Source organism: Streptomyces sp. NPDC111656 (assembly GCF_055656965.1).
In genome coordinates this window covers 208,420-223,996 of sequence record NZ_JBVKCA010000003.1, presented here as the reverse complement: position 1 = coordinate 223,996, position 15,577 = coordinate 208,420, and the positions used below count along the sequence as shown (strand labels likewise).

The 15,577-nt window shown below is 68.4% G+C and carries 11 protein-coding genes and 3 pseudogenes; 8 read left to right on the top strand and 6 right to left on the bottom strand.

Annotated elements, in window-relative coordinates; translation table 11 throughout:
- Positions 1-808: 808 nt before the first annotated feature.
- Positions 809-1,093 carry a hypothetical protein gene (locus ACZ7M3_RS11370; protein ID WP_472063106.1) on the bottom strand — a complete coding sequence of 95 codons (285 nt, stop codon included), beginning with the start codon at positions 1,091-1,093 and terminating at the stop codon, positions 809-811.
- Positions 1,094-1,186: 93 nt separating this feature from the next.
- On the opposite strand from ACZ7M3_RS11370, the gene ACZ7M3_RS11365 reads away from it, so the two are divergent.
- Both ACZ7M3_RS11365 and ACZ7M3_RS11360 read left to right on the top strand, forming a co-directional pair.
- Positions 1,187-1,780, top strand: coding sequence for a hypothetical protein (locus ACZ7M3_RS11365; RefSeq protein ID WP_472062540.1), 594 nt, complete (start codon positions 1,187-1,189; stop codon positions 1,778-1,780).
- A gap of 102 nt (positions 1,781-1,882) precedes the next feature.
- On the top strand, positions 1,883-2,308 hold the full coding sequence (locus ACZ7M3_RS11360) for a hypothetical protein (RefSeq protein WP_472062538.1): 426 nt from the start codon (positions 1,883-1,885) through the stop codon (positions 2,306-2,308).
- Between the two features lie 33 nt (positions 2,309-2,341).
- Here the strand turns inward: ACZ7M3_RS11360 and ACZ7M3_RS11355 are convergent, their stop codons facing one another.
- The 3 genes and pseudogenes from ACZ7M3_RS11355 to ACZ7M3_RS11345 form a co-directional block, all read right to left on the bottom strand.
- Complete coding sequence (locus ACZ7M3_RS11355) at positions 2,342-3,145, bottom strand: hypothetical protein (protein ID WP_472062536.1); 804 nt, start codon at positions 3,143-3,145, stop codon at positions 2,342-2,344.
- A 243-nt stretch (positions 3,146-3,388) separates the two neighbouring features.
- Positions 3,389-3,586 (bottom strand): annotated as a pseudogene (locus ACZ7M3_RS11350) (helix-turn-helix domain-containing protein); the annotation flags it as partial.
- Between the two features lie 227 nt (positions 3,587-3,813).
- Positions 3,814-6,171, bottom strand: coding sequence for a GH92 family glycosyl hydrolase (locus ACZ7M3_RS11345; RefSeq protein ID WP_472062534.1), 2,358 nt, complete (start codon positions 6,169-6,171; stop codon positions 3,814-3,816).
- Positions 6,172-6,799: 628 nt separating this feature from the next.
- Between ACZ7M3_RS11345 and ACZ7M3_RS11340 the strand changes: the two are divergent.
- The 5 genes and pseudogenes from ACZ7M3_RS11340 to ACZ7M3_RS11320 form a co-directional block, all read left to right on the top strand.
- Positions 6,800-7,276, top strand: a pseudogene (locus tag ACZ7M3_RS11340) (aldehyde dehydrogenase family protein); the annotation flags it as partial.
- Between the two features lie 292 nt (positions 7,277-7,568).
- A complete protein-coding gene (locus ACZ7M3_RS11335) occupies positions 7,569-8,441 on the top strand; it encodes a sugar phosphate isomerase/epimerase family protein (protein WP_472062532.1) in 873 nt (290 codons plus the stop codon).
- A gap of 126 nt (positions 8,442-8,567) precedes the next feature.
- The gene (locus tag ACZ7M3_RS11330) at positions 8,568-9,416 is read left to right on the top strand and encodes a sugar phosphate isomerase/epimerase family protein (protein WP_472062530.1); all 849 of its coding nucleotides are present in this window, start codon (positions 8,568-8,570) and stop codon (positions 9,414-9,416) included.
- Positions 9,417-9,633: 217 nt separating this feature from the next.
- A complete protein-coding gene (locus ACZ7M3_RS11325; protein ID WP_472062528.1) occupies positions 9,634-10,653 on the top strand; it encodes a sugar ABC transporter substrate-binding protein in 1,020 nt (339 codons plus the stop codon).
- 230 nt (positions 10,654-10,883) lie between these two features.
- Positions 10,884-11,904 (top strand): annotated as a pseudogene (locus ACZ7M3_RS11320) (Gfo/Idh/MocA family protein).
- Positions 11,905-11,967: 63 nt separating this feature from the next.
- On the opposite strand, the gene ACZ7M3_RS11315 reads toward ACZ7M3_RS11320, so the two are convergent.
- On the bottom strand, positions 11,968-12,987 hold the full coding sequence (locus ACZ7M3_RS11315; protein WP_472062526.1) for a Gfo/Idh/MocA family protein: 1,020 nt from the start codon (positions 12,985-12,987) through the stop codon (positions 11,968-11,970).
- Positions 12,988-13,229: 242 nt separating this feature from the next.
- Positions 13,230-14,408 carry a phytanoyl-CoA dioxygenase family protein gene (locus ACZ7M3_RS11310; protein WP_472062524.1) on the bottom strand — a complete coding sequence of 393 codons (1,179 nt, stop codon included), beginning with the start codon at positions 14,406-14,408 and terminating at the stop codon, positions 13,230-13,232.
- A 108-nt stretch (positions 14,409-14,516) separates the two neighbouring features.
- Between ACZ7M3_RS11310 and ACZ7M3_RS11305 the strand changes: the two genes are divergently transcribed.
- Complete coding sequence (locus ACZ7M3_RS11305) at positions 14,517-15,563, top strand: LacI family DNA-binding transcriptional regulator (protein WP_472062522.1); 1,047 nt, start codon at positions 14,517-14,519, stop codon at positions 15,561-15,563.
- Positions 15,564-15,577 lie beyond the last annotated feature (14 nt).

Below are 15,577 nucleotides of genomic sequence, written 5' to 3'. Positions count from 1 at the left end.
TCCATCGACGGGCAGCGCTGCCTTCTCATGTCTGGCCATATGTGGGCGGGTTTAGTCAGCCCGATGCTGACCCAATGCTGACTTTCCTGACGGAGTGTCAGTGTCATTGCGTTTGTGTCGCAGCTGTTGGAGCGTCCGCCCCGGAGCTACCGCTCGCGTGTAGGCCAGGCCGATGCTGACTTCGGTGAATTGTGCTGGGGCAAGGCGCCCCCGATTACCTGGGCGACGAAGGGAAGGAGAAGTCCGTGACGAGGGGGCTTTTGTGGGAATCCCCCAATGCCCCGGCGCGCCGCTGCTGCCGTACTCACCCCTTGGGCGGACCGCCATGGGGAGGCTATGGCTGCAGCGAGGGGTCTCGGAAGCGGCTTGTCGGCAAGCCAGGCTCTGCTTCAGAACAGGTGAACGGCAGCCAGCAGGTTCTTGGTCTCATGGTGGTACACGCGAGGTGCCTGCTCCGGCGTGTGGAAACGGGACCGTTGCCGGCGGCGGATGGCGACTTGTTCCGGGAATGGCCCGGATCTTGGCCTCGGGCGCGAGACCCAGACCGGGTCCCGGACGTCCAGCTCAACAACGGGCTTGCCGACGCAATCTGTCGTTTGCATGGCAAGGCTCGGTGCGTGCGGCGAGGGCATTCCCCGTCTGGCTGCGGCTGGCCGCATGCCGACGACTGGGACGTGATGAGGGGGCGGATTGCGGCGTAAAGCAGAGCAGCGGACTCATAATCCGTCGGCCGCGGGTTTGAGTCCCACCCGCCCCACCAGAAGCATGCCCTGACCTGTGAAAACGTTCCTTGTGGGGTGCCGGAGTGTCAACTCCGGCTCAGCGGACTGAATCCGCTGCTCGCGAGTTTGAGACCGACGCAGGCTGACGAGGCTGGCGCCTCGCTGACTGCGCGGATGCATCGCCCGGTGTTGGCGCGAGCCACCGCAGGTAGATGGTCTGACGGCCCGAACGGCTTTCGCTCCGAGCGGCAGGAAGTCCTGGGGCGCCGGCCGTTGTCGATGTCGTCCTGGCGCAACCACTTCGACAACGTGACCGGATGGATGCCGAGTTCAACGGCGGTCTGCTTCTGTTCTTTCCCTGCCCGAACCAGCGCGATGGCACGGACCCGGAACTCAGCGGGATAGGCGCGGGGCATGCCGGCAGCCTTTCGTGAAGGCCGTCAGTTAGCCACCAGAACTGGAACTTGAGAGGTGGGGCACGTCAGTCCCTCGACGATCACACCGAACTCCACGCCGAGAAGGGCTGGGCGACGATGAAGGGCCTCTCGGACATCCTGGACAACGACCGCAAAGCAAGGGAGACCGGGAAGAACACGAAGAAGTTCCTCCTGTCCGACAAGGACCTGGCGGTCGCCAAGGCGGAGGCGGCGGAACTGTGGGAGGCGCTGAACTCGCGCGACGTCACGGGCAACATCAAGAAGACGATGGACGGCGACGCGAACATGAAGTCCGCCATCAAGACGAACTTCGACGCCGTGATGAAGACGCCCGGCGTCAAGGACCTCACGGGTCAGGACTTCACGCCGCCCACGAAATTCAAGGGGCCCGCGCCCGTCGGTCAGCCCACCCGCCTGCGCGGCTTCTCCCGCACCCTCGGCGTCGCCGGCGGCCTCCTGCAGGTGGCCCAGGCTCCTTCCTACGTCAGTGAGTACGGCGTGGGCGGCGGCGCCTGGGAGATGTTCAAGGACATCGTTGACCCGGTCGGGGCCCACGACTTCGTGGGCGACCAGGGTGGAGGATCATCGATCTGTGACCCGTCGAGCGGCAACTGTGCCTGACCGTTCGCCCAGCTGACCATGGGGGCCTGTTGCGCACCGCGCGTGGCAGGCCCCATGCCTGTACCGCACGTCATGACCACCAGACACCGAACCGGCAAAGACATGAGTGAAATCCCCGTCCACGACGTCCCCGCTCTCCTGCTGCGCACGGTGCCTGAATCGGCGCAGTTCATTGCCGAGAAGTACGGTCTGCCGGCGGAACAGGCAGTACTGACTGAGGACGCAATCGTGGGCCTGTACGGACTACTGTCCGAGTGCTTCACGGAAGCGGTGCTGATGTCCCAGTTGCAGAGTCCCGCCCCCGACACGGAACTCCTCCAGAGATGCTGGGACTTCGTGGAGCCGATTGTGGACCATTCCTCGGCACACGTGGGAGGCGCTGTTTACTTCGAGGTACTCGAACAACTCCTGAACGCCGGGACCCTGATCGAGGACTCCTGGCCGTACATGAAGGAGCGGACGCGGGCACGGACCCTCAGGATGCTGGATTTCTACGGCGTCTACCTGCCCGGCATCAACGGGCGGTAGGACTTCACCTTGAGGTAGGGCACGTCCTCCGGCTCACCGAGGCGAGCCAGGTGCGGTAGATCTCATCGGCGGCACGGACCGTGTCCGGATTGGATAGCAGGGGCGCGAGAGCATCCCGCGCACCTGCTTGGGCCTCTGCTTCCCCGGATCCAGCCGGGAGCCACGGTCCTCCCCGCCCATGACCTCGTTGATCACTGAAGCGGTGGCCCTGGACTCCGGGGAGTCGACCAGCGTCAGATCGGCCAGCAGGCCCTGCGCACCGAACCGCTGGATCTTGGCGATCTGCCAGCCTGGAGACGCCACGAGTCCGGCGGCCTGAGCCGGGTCGCAGTGCTGCATGTGCCACACCAGATGCCGCCACCAGTACCCGGCGCAGGTGGGCAGAGCCGACCAGGGGTCACCGGGTTTCAGCAGTGCGAGGGCGTTGTCCATGAGCCGTGCGTGCCAGTCGGCCGCTTCGTCCGCCGACCAGCGCGACCTCAAGCGCACGTGCAGGGCCTCTGGGACGGTCAGCCACCGACTGCCGTCGTCGGCCTCGGTGATGCGCACGAGATCCACGCGATGGAAGTCCTCAAGCAGGCCCAGGGCGTCGTGGATGTAGCCGGATGGTCCGGTGTCCGCATCGCCCCAGGCCTCTTTGACCTCGGTCACGGCCAGTTCGACGCCCGGGGGGACAGCCGCCAGACGCCGGGCATCGAGGGAATCCTGATGACTGAGTCCCAGGCTCTCCAGTGCCGTGCCGATACGGTCGTCGCCCCAGTCTTTGTAGCCTGTCGCTTGCTCCCAGTGCTCCCTGAGGTGGCGATCGAGCCGGCGCCGACCCCACCGTGTTCTCATGACCTGTGCCTCCCCCACCCGGACGTCCAGTGAAACAGTTCGAACGCTTGTATGCAGGCATTCCCTCCAGGCCGGCGCGCGAACTACGGGCGAGCCCGCAGCCCGGCACCTCCGCACAAGGGCGGTGTCGTCCGGCGCCTGCCTAGTCAGGGACGTTCCTGGTGATGGTCGAGGGCTCGATGACGCCGTGGGCGCGAGCGGCCTTGAGGTCGTGGACCGCTCCGGCCAGGACGGTCGGCCGCCCTCGGCGACGTAGCGGTAGACGGTGGCGATCCCAACGCCGAACCCGGCCGTGAGCCGGGCGTAGGTATGCCCGCACCGCGGGTGAGGCAGCACCAGCAGGGCCTCCCGGCCCGCTGTCAGTCGGCGCCGGCGCGTGTTCCGCTCTCGACGCCGAGCCGTCAACAGGCCGGAGAGGTACTGCAGGGTCGTGCTGGACAGATCGACCGAGCTTGGTGACGCCTCTCATCGGGGAACGGCCGGAGATCCTCGGTACCGTCCAACGCCGCCCCGATGATCACCGTCGCCCTGCTGGTGGCCGCGGTCTGCGTGCCCGCGTCAGGTCGGCCCGGAGACCTGGTCGGTGAACGGCGCCTCGTCCGTTGTCGCGATGATCAGTGGTCGTGGATTGCAAGGCTTGGGCGTCGACGCACTGCACGATGACCCCCTCACCGCGTAGGCCCCAGGGCGGGCGGGGCGGCGTCGGCGGACGTCCCCCAGCCGGACGGTTCGGCGCCGACGGTGAAGGAGAGCGACCGCAGGCCTCGGAGCGACTCGGTCGTCAGATACGTACGGCCGTAGGAGGAACCGTCGACCCTCGCCGACTGGATGTACCGGTCACGGTCGGAGGTGCCCGTGGCCGCTATGGTCAGGGCGCCGCGCGGGTAGTAGCGCCGGTCGAGCGTCAGATCGACCCGCTCGAAGACGGGTGTCGACAGGCCCCAGGTGTCGTAGCCGGGCTGCACCGGGAAGATCCCGATGGACGAGAGCACGTTCCAGGCGGACATCGTGCCGAGGTCGTCGTTGCCGGTCATGCCGGTCGGCGCGTCCGTGAACAAGGTCAGCGCGGCGTGCACCACATCGGTCGTCTTCCACGGCTGACCGGTCGACAGATACGTGTACGGGGCGATCAGGTCGGGCTCGTTCTGCGGGTTGTACTTGTCCGCGTTGTAGTAGTCGTACGGGCCGTTGACCCACACCTCTCGAGCGGTCTTCGCCGGGTCCTTCAGAAGCTGCTCGTACGCGAAGAACGAGTCGAGCCGGTCGTTGGCCGCCTGCTTGCCGCCGATCAGGTCGACCATGCCCGGCAGGTCCTGCGGCACGAGCCACTGGTACTGCCAGGACGTGCCCTCGTGAAAACCCTCACTCAGGGCCGGGTCCGCCGGTCCGGTAAAGGTGCCGGAGGCATCCCGCGCGCGGAAGAAGCCGGTCGAACCATCGTAGATCTTCCGGTAGTTCTGGGAACGCGCGGCATAGCGTGCGGCGTCCGCGTCGTGGCCCAGATCCCGTGCCATCGCGCCGAGCATGGCGTCCGACAGGGCGTACTCCAGGGTCGCGGAGGCTCCGTGGTCGTAGTCCGAGTCGCCCGGCTTCGCGTGCGGGCGGTCCTTGACGTACGGCGCGAAGCCGTTCGCGATGTACTCCTTGTTGGCTTCGCGGCCCACCGCGGGCGAATCGGCGGGCGGTACCCCGTCGGCATTCTTCTTCAGGGCGCGGTAGGCCCGTTCGGCGTATCTGTCGGCCCCCTTGAGCAGGCCCTGCTGGTAGGCGTTGGTCAGGAACGGGGTGACCGGGTCGCCGGTCATGATGTTCGTCTCGACCGTGCCGTAGCCCCACTTGGGCAGCCAGCCGCTGTCTTCGTCGATCTTGATGACGGAGATCGCCATGTCCCTGGCCTCACGCGGCGCGAGCAGGGAGAGGAGCTGCGACTGGGTGCGGTAGGTGTCCCACAGTGACCAGTTCTGGTAGTAGGTGAAGCCCTGTGCGCGGTGGACCCGCTGGTCCCAGCCGGTGTAGCGACCGTCGGCGTCGCTGCCGATGTTGGGCGCGAGGAAGGACCGGTAGAGCGACGAGTAGAACGTGCGGCGCAGGGTGTCACCGCCGCCCTGGGCGCGTACGTCGTCGAGCCGGTCCTCCCACGCGCGGTGCGCCTGGCTCCGGACGGCGTCGAACGAACGGCCGCCCTCGGAGCGGAGGTTGAGGGCGGCGCCGCGGGCGTCCACGTACGAGAGCGCGGTGGTCGCCTCCACCGTCCGGTCCTTGGTCGTGTCGAAGCGGACGAAGGCGCCGTTGCGTCCCGCGCTCACGGATTCCTTGGAACCCTCGGTGACGGTATCGCCGTTCCAGGTGCCCGAAGTGGTGAACGGACGGTCGAAGCGGGTGACCGTGTAGACGGTGTACGGCTTGGTGTCCTGGCAGAAGCCGCTGCCGGTGATGGCGGTGCGCACCGTGCGGTTGTCGAGGATCTCGACCTTGGTGGAGATCGTCCTGTGCAGCGACTGCCCCGCGTTGAGCAGGACGTTGGCCTTGTCCGTGGCCGGGAAGGTGTAGCGCTGCACCCCGGTCCTGGCGGTCGCGGTCAGCTCGGCCTCGATGCCGGTCTTCAGGCCGACCCGGTACGAGCCGGGGCTCGCCCGCTCGCTGTCGTGGCTGAACTCCGCCTCGTACTTGGCGTAGTCCGTCTCGGTGACGTCACCCGTGGTCGGCAGCACGGGCAGGTCGCCGCCCAGGCCGCAGCCGACGCCCGAGAGGTGGACGAGGGAGAAGCCGCGGATGTGATTCTGGGAGTAGTCGTAGCCGGTGTTGTGGCCGGTGTCCGGCGAGAACTGCACCATGCCGAAGGGCACCGCTGCGCCGGGGTAGGTGTTGCCTTCGTTCTCCGTTCCGATGAACGGGTTGACCAGATCGGTGAGCGGGGCGCTCGGCGGGAGGGCCGCCCGAGCCGCCGGAACCGCGAGGGAGCCGCCGAGGAGGATGGTGGTCGCCACCACCATCCCCGCATCGCGTAGCCGTTGAGTCCATCCCATGGGCGGGAATGCCTCCTCGAAGCCTAGACAACGTTGTCAAGCGCGGAGCGCGCTCATTCTTCGTCGTGTACACGTAATCGTCAAGTATTTGGAGTGGGCGAGCAGTTCGGCGGACCACGCGAACCCTCAGTCTTCCGCGACCGATCACGCGAGTCGGTCGGCGGTGCGTTGGCACAACTCGGGCCGGCCGTTCCCGGCGGGACATCGAAGAGGGCCGCAAGGGCCCCCTGCCCGCGCTCCCGACGGTACCGCTGAAGCTGGGCGGCGCCGGTGATGGAAACAAGATGCGTCCAATGATGTGGTAATGATGGATTCTGCCCCTTCAGAAATGCCCCGCGCTCCACCTAGCGTTGCGGCCATGCGACGGCCTGGCCGTTGGCTGACCAGCCTTGACGGTTTCTGGAGGGAGAAGGCGATGGCGCCTGTGGAACTACTCATCGGAAGCCGATGGCAGGCGTCGGCAGGGTCGGGACGGACCCGGGGCGTGACCTCGCCCTTCGACGGCTCGACGGTCGGTACCGTCGGGGTGGCGGCCCCGAGGACGTCGAGGTGGCCCTCGCGGCGGCGGAGCGGGGTGCCGCGGTATGACGGCGTACACCCGCTCAGGAGCGGATGACGATCCTGCTGCGTGCGGCGGAGTTCGCCGATCGGCGAGCCGCCAAGATCGCGCGGACCATCAGCGCGGAGTCGCGGCCTTCGAGGCGCCCAACTCTATGGCGAGACCCTGCCGTTGGATGTCAACCGCGGCACCGGCCAGGATGAGGTGGCCTTCACGCTGCGCCGGCCGTGCGGTGTCGTGGTGGCCAGCACGCCGTTCAACCACCCCCCGCTGCTCGTGCTGCACAAACTGGCGCCCGCACTCGCGGCGGGCGACGCGGTCGTCCTCGAGCCGGCCACCTCCATACCGCTGACCGCGCTGGAGCTCGCCGAGTGCTTCGTGGACGCCGGGCTTCCCGAAGGCGTGCTCTCGGCGCTGGTCGGCTCCGGCGCGGTGCCGGGCGACGCCCTCGTGACCGACCCCCGCGTGCGGAAGATCTCCTTCACCGGCGCCACCGCGACGGGCGAACACCTCGCACGCGTCGCCGGGGTGAAGAAGCTCTCCCTCGACCGGGGAGCCTCCTGCCCCTTCGTCGTCCTGCCCGACGCCGATCTCGAACTGGCCGCGGGCGCCCAAGACGGACGGGGTCACCACGGTCCGTCTCGCTCGCCGCCGGTCAGGACGCGCGCCCCGTCCGCACCGGCCCGCGCGATGGCCCGCTCACCTTCGCCGACGCCGCCCGCGGTGTCGCGGACGTCCTCGCGGGCCGCTCGCCGGCCGCGGTCGCCAACCCCGACTGGAACCACCGAAAGGCAACGCCATGACCACCTCACCCACGAACTCATCCACGAACTCGCCCTTGAACAGGATCGCCGGCGCGCCCATCTCCTGGGGTGTGTGCGAAGTCCCCGGCTGGGGCTACCAGTTGACGCCCGAACGGGTGCTGAACGAGATGCGCGAAGTCGGCCTGGCCGCCACCGAGATCGGCCCCGAAGGCTTCCTGCCCGGCGAGCCGGACGCCATGGCCCGGGTTCTCGCCCACCATGACCTCCACGCGGTCGGCGGCTTCACCCCGCTGCTGCTGCACGTGCCGGGACACGACCCGCTGCCCGAGGTGGAACAGCTCCTGGAGAGCTACGCCGCTGCGAAGGCGGAGGTCCTCGTCCTGTCGGCCGTCACCGGCCAGGACGGCTACGACTCCCGCCCCGAACTCGACGCCGACGGCTGGAAGCTGCTGCTGTCCAACCTCGACCGGCTCGCCTCGCTGGCCGCCGAACGCGGCGTACGTGCCGTCCTGCACCCGCACGTCGGCACGATGATCGAGAACGGCGACGAGGTCCGACGCGTCCTGGAACACTCGGCGGTCTCGCTCTGCCTCGACACCGGGCACCTGCTCATCGGCGGCACCGACCCCGCAGAGCTCACCCGCCAGGCGCCCGAGCGCATCGCCCACACCCACATGAAGGATGTGGACGCCTCCCTCGCAGCCAAGGTCCGGTCCGGACAGCTCGGTTACACCGAGGCCGTGCGCAAGGGCATGTATCGCCCACTGGGTGCGGGGGACGTGGACGTCCAGGCCATCGTCACCCACCTCAGCGCGCGCGGCTACGACGGGTGGTACGTCCTGGAACAGGACACCATCCTGACCGAGGAGCCCAAGGAAAAGGGGCCGGTCGAGGATGTGTGGGCCAGCGCCGAGCATCTGCGCACGGTGCTGCGCGCTGTCGCGTAGCCGTATATCGATCTGATGTGTTTTTGATGTCTTCTGAGGGATTGACCGGCATGCGCGGGGCACCCAAGAATGCCGAGGCTATTGGGTGCCGCGTTTTTCCGAACATGAGGAATCCAGGAAACATAAATGACCGCTGACGAATTTCTGGCCACGTGTTGGACCACCGCGGGTGACGCCGCTCCCGACGAGGAGGACCAGCGCAGTCCACTGGACCTGCGGGAACGCGTGGAAGCGGCGCGCGACGCCGGATTCACGGGCTTCGGGCTGCTGTACGCGGACCTGGTGGAGGCCGAGCGCGAGTACGGGCTCGCCGGTGTCCGGTCTCTCTTCGAGGACAACGGAATCAGCCACGTCGAGTTGGAGCTGCTGACCGACTGGTGGGCCGACGGACCCCGGCGGACCGCGTCGGATGCGGTCCGCGGCGGACTTCTGAGGGCCGTCGAGGCGCTCGGCGCACGTACCCTCAAGATCGGCCCCGATGTGGCGGACGAGCCCTGGGACCTCGACGTGTGGGCCAAGGAGTTCGCCACGCTGGCGGCGCAGGCCGATGGTGTGGGCGCCCGGCTCGGGATCGAGTTCCTGCCCTGGTCCAACCTCAAGACCGTGCACGACGGACTCCGGCTCGTGGAGGCCGCCGGCCACCCGGCGGGCGGGCTCATCATCGACGTCTGGCACACCGAGCGCGCTCACACCCCACCCGCCGACCTGGCGGACGTACCCGGGTCGCGGATCGTGGGAGTGGAGCTCAACGACGCCGACAGCCGGATGGTCGGCACTCTCTTCGAGGACACCGTCCATCGCCGTCGGCTGTGCGGAGAGGGCTCCTTCGACCTCCCGGGCATCATCACCGCGCTCCGTGCGGCCGGCTGGAACGGCCCCTGGGGCGTGGAGATCCTCTCGGACACGCATCGTGCGCTGCCGGTGCGGGAGGCGGCCGCGGCGGCGTACCGGAGTGCCGCGACGCTGGTGAAGTAAAGGCCACGCGCATTTCGGTGTAGAGAGCACGGAAAATCGGCGTCGAGTAATTGTTGAGACAGCATTTCCTGATGGATAAATGATGTCATCACGAGCGTTGACCTGAGGGTTCCATCTCGTCATGAGCAACAGCGGTATTAACGGCCTTTGATCGGCAGTCTTCGCTCGGTCAGCCGTTTCTCCCCTTCCCCTGTAGCACAGTGAGGTGCCGGAAAAGATGGACCGTTTCTCCCACCCCCGCTCCCGCAGAATCGTCCCCGTCGTCGCAGCGGCAGCCACCGCCGCACTGCTTGCGGCCGGATGCTCCAGCAGCTCCGGAGGCAAGCAGGCCGAAGAGAGCGGGAACGCTGTCTCGGCAGGCAAGGCCGGCACTCCCCGCATGACGGTCGCGATGATCACGCACGCGGCCCCTGGTGACACCTTCTGGGACACGATTCGCAAGGGTGCCGAGGCCGCCGCGGCCAAGGACAGCGTCAAGCTGGTCTACGCCAGCGACGCCAACGGCCCCAACCAGTCCAACCTGGTCCAGAACGCCATCGACCAGAAGGTCGACGGCATCGCTGTCACTCTCGCCAAGCCGGACGCCATGAAGGCCGTGGTCGCCAAGGCCGAGCAGGCCGGTATCCCCGTCGTCGGCTTCAACACCGGCGTGCAGGACTGGAAGGAGCAGGGTCTGCTCGAGTACTTCGGCCAGGACGAGAGCATCGCCGGAGAGGCGTTCGGCCGCAGGCTCAACGAGGCCGGGGCCAAGCACACCGTCTGCGTGATCATGGAACAGGGGCAGGTGGCCCTGGAGGCCCGCTGTGCGGGCGTGAAGAAGACGTTCGAGGGCAAGACCGACATCCTCTACGTCAACGGCACCGACATGCCGTCGGTGAAGTCCACCATCATCGCCAAGCTCAAGCAGGACAGCTCCATCGACTATGTGACGACGCTCGGGGCTCCGTTCGCCATGACCGCCATTCAGTCCATCGCCGATGCCGGCACCAAGACCAAGCTCGCCACGTTCGACCTCAACAAGGACGCGGTCGGCGCCATCAAGTCCGGCAAGATCCAGTGGGCCGTCGACCAGCAGCCCTATCTCCAGGGGTACCTGTCGATCGACTCCCTGTGGCTCTACAGGACGAACGGCAACTACAGCGGAGGCGGCGAGGCTCCCGTGCTGACCGGGCCGGCCTTCGTCGACAAGTCCAACGTCGACAAGGTCGCCCAGTTCGCCGCCAAGGGAACCCGGTAAAGACGGGCGAACGGCCGCCGACCATCCGGCTGTTCGCTCGGCCCGAAGCCAGCACACCGAGGGCGAATGCCGGTGTGGCGCCACTTCTTCCTCGGCTCCGAGATGACGACTGGACGAGCCGACCGTCGCCCTCGGCGTCCTCGGCGTGCTGCGCCCGGGCGCCATGGAACTGTCCGCGGAGCGCGGCGAGATCACCCTCGACCCTCACCAGCAACGGAGACATCACGAACATGCCACCTCAGCGAGCACTGGGTGTTGCCGTCGTCGGCACCGGCAAGATGGGCGCGGATCATGTGCGCAGACTCCACGACGTCGTCAGCGGGGCACGTGTGACCGCCATCGTCGACATCGAGGCGGAACGGGCGAAGACGCTCGCGGACGCCATCGAGGGCTGCACGGCGTACACCGAACCGGCGGCGGCCATGGCGGCGCAGGACGTGGACGCCGTCCTCATCGCTTCCCCGGGACCCGCCCACGAGGCGGCCCTGCTCGAGGCCCTAGGCCGTGACCTGCCGGTGCTGTGCGAGAAGCCGCTCACCCCCGACGCGGCTTCCGCCCTGCGCGTCCTGGCGGCGGAGCAGCGGCTCGGGCACCGGCGTATCCAAGTCGGCTTCATGCGGCGGTACGACACCGAATACATGAAGCTGAAACGGCTCCTCGACGGCGGGGAGCTGGGCAGGGCACTGATGCTGCACCATCGGCACCGGAAACTGTCCATGCCGCCGTGGTTCACCAACGAGATGCTCATCAACGACTCGGTGGTGCACGAGATGGACGTGACCCGCTGGCTCCTCGACCAGGAGATCACAGCGGTCACCGTGCACAAGCCGGCCCCGACGTCGCACGCTCCTGCTGGCATGAACGACCCCCCAATTCGTCCTCCTCGAAACCGAGTTGGGCGCGCTGGTCGACGTCGAGATCTTCGGTCACTGCGGCTATGGCTACCAGGTGCAGGCCGAAGCGGTCTGCGAGCGGGGCACCGTACGCATCGGTGACGAGCACGGGCCGCGGCTGAGCACCGACGGCCGCTGGGGCGGACGCATCACACCGGACTACGTCGAGCGCTTCGAGGACGCGTACGACCGTGAGGTCCAGGGCTGGGGGGACGCGACCCGACGCGGCGAGATCACCGGCCCCAGTGTCTGGGACGGCTACGCGGCCGCGGCCGTGTGCGAGGCGGGCGTGCTCTCTCAGCGGGAGGGGCGGCGTGTGGAGGTCGAGCTGATCGAGCGGCCTGCCTTCTACCGGTAGGCCGCACACGGAACGGGAGAGGGCGGTACCGGACCGGTACCGCCCTCTCCCGTTCGCTCATCGTCATGCCGCGGCCGGTAGGACCGTACGCGGCCGTACCGGGAACCCGGCCGCCCGGTAGGCGTCGTCGATGAGCCGCATCGTGGCCAGCGCGTCGTCGGCGTCGAGCGTCAGCGGCGTCCCGCGCCGCAGGTGGGCGGCGAAGGCCTCGAGTTGGTAGGTGTACGAGGACCGGCGGCCGAGTTCCTCGGTGTGCTCACCGGCGGCCGTACGGACGACGACCCGGTCGTCCAGATGAGGCTGTACGAAGTTCACCGCCGTGGCTTCGCCGCGCGAGCCCAGGACGCGGCAGCTCATCTGCCATGTGTGGTGGGCCATGTGGCAGCGGGCGCTGCCCGTGGCGCCGCCCGGGAACTCCAGATCGACGTCCAGCCACTCGTCGACTCCCGCCGCCCGAGCCTTCTCACCGCCGCGCGCGGCGACCAACCGGGGCGCCCCACCCGCCCACGGCGCGAGCATGCGCTGGGCGTGCAGGCTGTAGCACCCGAGGTCCATCAACGCGCCGCCCGCCAACGGAAGTTGCCACCTTACGTCGTCGTCAGGCGGTGCGGGCATGGCGACCATGGTCTCTACGTGCCGGAGGTCGCCCAACCCCTCGCTGTCCAGCAGCTCGTGCAGGCGCCGGGTGACCGGGTGGAACAGGTAGTGGAACCCTTCCATGAACACCGTGCCCGCCTTGGCGACGGCCTCGTGGACCTGGACCGCCTCCGCCGTGTTGCTCGCGGACGGCTTCTCGGTGAGGACGTGCTTGCCGGCCTGGAGTGCGGCCAGGTTCCACGGCCCGTGCAGACTGTTGGCCAACGGGTTGTAGACGACCTCGATCTCCGGGTCGGCGACGAGCTCGGCGTAGGAGTCCGCCACCCGCTCCACGCCGTGCGCGCCGGCGAAGGCCTCGGCACGGTCGCGGTCGCGGGCGGCCACCGCGACCAGGCGGTGGCCGGTCGTCCGGGCCGGTCCCACGATCGACAGCTCGGCGATCCGGGCCGCGCCCAGGACTCCGATCCGCAGGGGTTCGTCCGTCATCACTTGCGCACCTCGTCGAGTCGTACGGGCCGGTGTTCACGCAGGGCCGAGTTCTCCGCAGGGACGGCGCCGATGCGGCCCAGCCCCATGGTTCCTCTGCGCATGAGGTTCGTGCTCCTTCCGCCCGCGGGCGGGGGCGGCGTTCGCGGCGCCCCCGCACGATGCCCGCGCCGACGCCCGGGCTGCCGCCGTTCCCGAGGACGACCTTGTCCTCGAGGAGTCCCATGAGTGCCACGTCGCTCTCAGCTCTGGCGGCGCTTGGCGGCCGCCTGCAGTTCCTGGCGCAGCCGCTCGGGGTCCCAGTCCTCGGCGACGGCCTGCCGGAGGGTGTCCGCCTGGGAGGGCGGGGCGAGACCGTCCACCGGCGGGTCGAGGTCGAGGTTGGTGGGGAAGGGGTAGCCCTCGGCGGTGGCCGCGATCACGCGGCGCAGCCAGTCCTCCGAGACGCCCTCGGACTTACGGCGCAGCAGCACCGGGAACAGCGCGTTCGCCATCGCCTCGCGGTCCACCGACTCCATGGCGCGGCCGAAGGCGGAGGAGATCTGCAACAGATTGGCCATGCGCCTGATGTCGGCCGAACGGTTGTGCCCGGCGGCGTGGAAGAGCGCGGGGTTGAAGAAGACCGCGTCGCCCTTCTCCAGGGGGAGTTGGACGTGATGGGCGTCGAAGTACTCGACGAACCGCGGGAGTCGCCAGGCGAGATAGCCGGGTTCGAATTTCTGCGAGTGCGGCAGGTAGAGGGTCGGGCCGGACTCGACGGGCATGTCGCAGTGGGCCACCGCGCCCTGCAGGGTCAGCACCGGCGAGAGCCGGTGGACGTGCGCCGGGTAGGTCGCGGCGCGCTCCTGGGAGAGGAAGCCGAGGTGGTAGTCGCGGTGGACGTTCTGCGCCGCTCCGCCCGGGTTGACCACGTTGACCTGTGAGGTGACCTGGTAGGCGGGGCCGAGCCAGGCCTCGGCGATCAGCTCCAGGATGTCGTTGGCGTAGTAGTCGGCGAACACCTCGGGCGCCCGTACGGCCACCTTGTCCAGGGCGTTCCAGACGCGGTCGTTCGCGCCGGGCTTGGCGAAGTGGTCGCCGCGGGCCGTGCCGCTCGCGCGCTCCTCCTCGATCAGCGCGCGGAAGGCCTCGGACGCCGCGTCCACCACGGCCGCGTCCGGGAAGGCGCCCGTGAGGACCACGATGCCCGGCCCGTCCGACAGAGCCCGGACCAACTCGTCCTGCACGCTCCGGCGGCCCTCAGGGGAGATCGCCAGAGAGCGGAGCCGATCGCTGTCATACAGCGGGACGTTCTGTTCGATGCGCTCGGCCGAGGGGTGGTCGGCGGGGTCGGTGCGCTGCTCCACGAGCGAGCGGAACACGTCGAGATCGCAGTCCGCCTCGGTCAGCCAAGTCCGCGCTCCTGCGGCTGTGGGAGACATCCGGGTCCTTTCGCAGTCCGTGCATTTCTGCCAGTCTTGAGAACCTCAACCCATCATTCAATGCTTGTCGGTACATCAAAAGTGCATCATCGGCTCTTGGGATCAGTCATGCGACACCGCTACCCGATCAGGGAAATCGCCCGGCAGGCCGGACTGAGTACGGCCACGGTCGACCGCGTCCTCAACGAGCGGGGCAACGTGACGGAGAGCACCGTCAGGGAGGTGCACGAAGCCATCAAGGACCTGGACCGTCAGCAGAGCCAGGTCCGGCTCGGTGGCCGCACCTTCATGATCGACATCGTGATGCAGACTCCGGAGCGGTTCTCCACCGCGGTACGGGACGCACTCGAAGCCGAACTGCCCTCCCTGCATCCCGCTCTCGTACGCTCGCGTTTCCACTTCCGCGAGACCTGCCCTCCCGCCGAACTGATCGCCACCCTGGACAAGATCGCGAAGCGTGGTACGCAGGGCGTGATCCTCAAGGCCCCCGACGAGCCGGAGATCGCGGCCGCGGTCGGTCGGCTGGTCGCGGCCGGCATCCCCGTCGTCACCCTGGTGACCGACCTGCCCCACAGCGCACGCCTGGCGTACGTCGGCATCGACAACCGGGCGGCCGGGGCCACCGCCGCCTACCTGCTCGGACAGTGGCTGGGCAAGCGGCCCGGCAACGTGCTCACCACCATCAGCCGGGGCTCCTTCCGGGGCGAGGAGGAACGCGAGATGGGCTTCCGCAGCGCGATGCGCCTCGCCGACCCCAGACGATCCCTGGTGGAGGTCACCGACAGCGACGGCCTGGACGCCACCCAGCACGATCTCGTCCTGGAGGCACTGAAGCGGGACGAGGACATCATCGCCGTCTACTCCGCGGGCGGGGGAAACCTCGCCACTCTCGACGCCTTCGACGCGCTCGGGCGGGAATGCGAGGCGTTCATCGCCCACGACCTCGACCACGACAACACCCGTCTGCTGCGCGAGCGTCGCCTGTCCGCGGTCCTCCACCATGACCTGCGCCAGGACATGCGCCGCGCCTGCCAGATCATCATGCGCGCCCACAAGGCACTGCCCGACGACGGACCGTCGCTGCCCTCGGCCATCCAGGTGGTCACGCCGTTCAACATGCCACCGGGTGCTCCGTCCCTGCCGGTCGGCGACTGACACCGAAAGGCTCG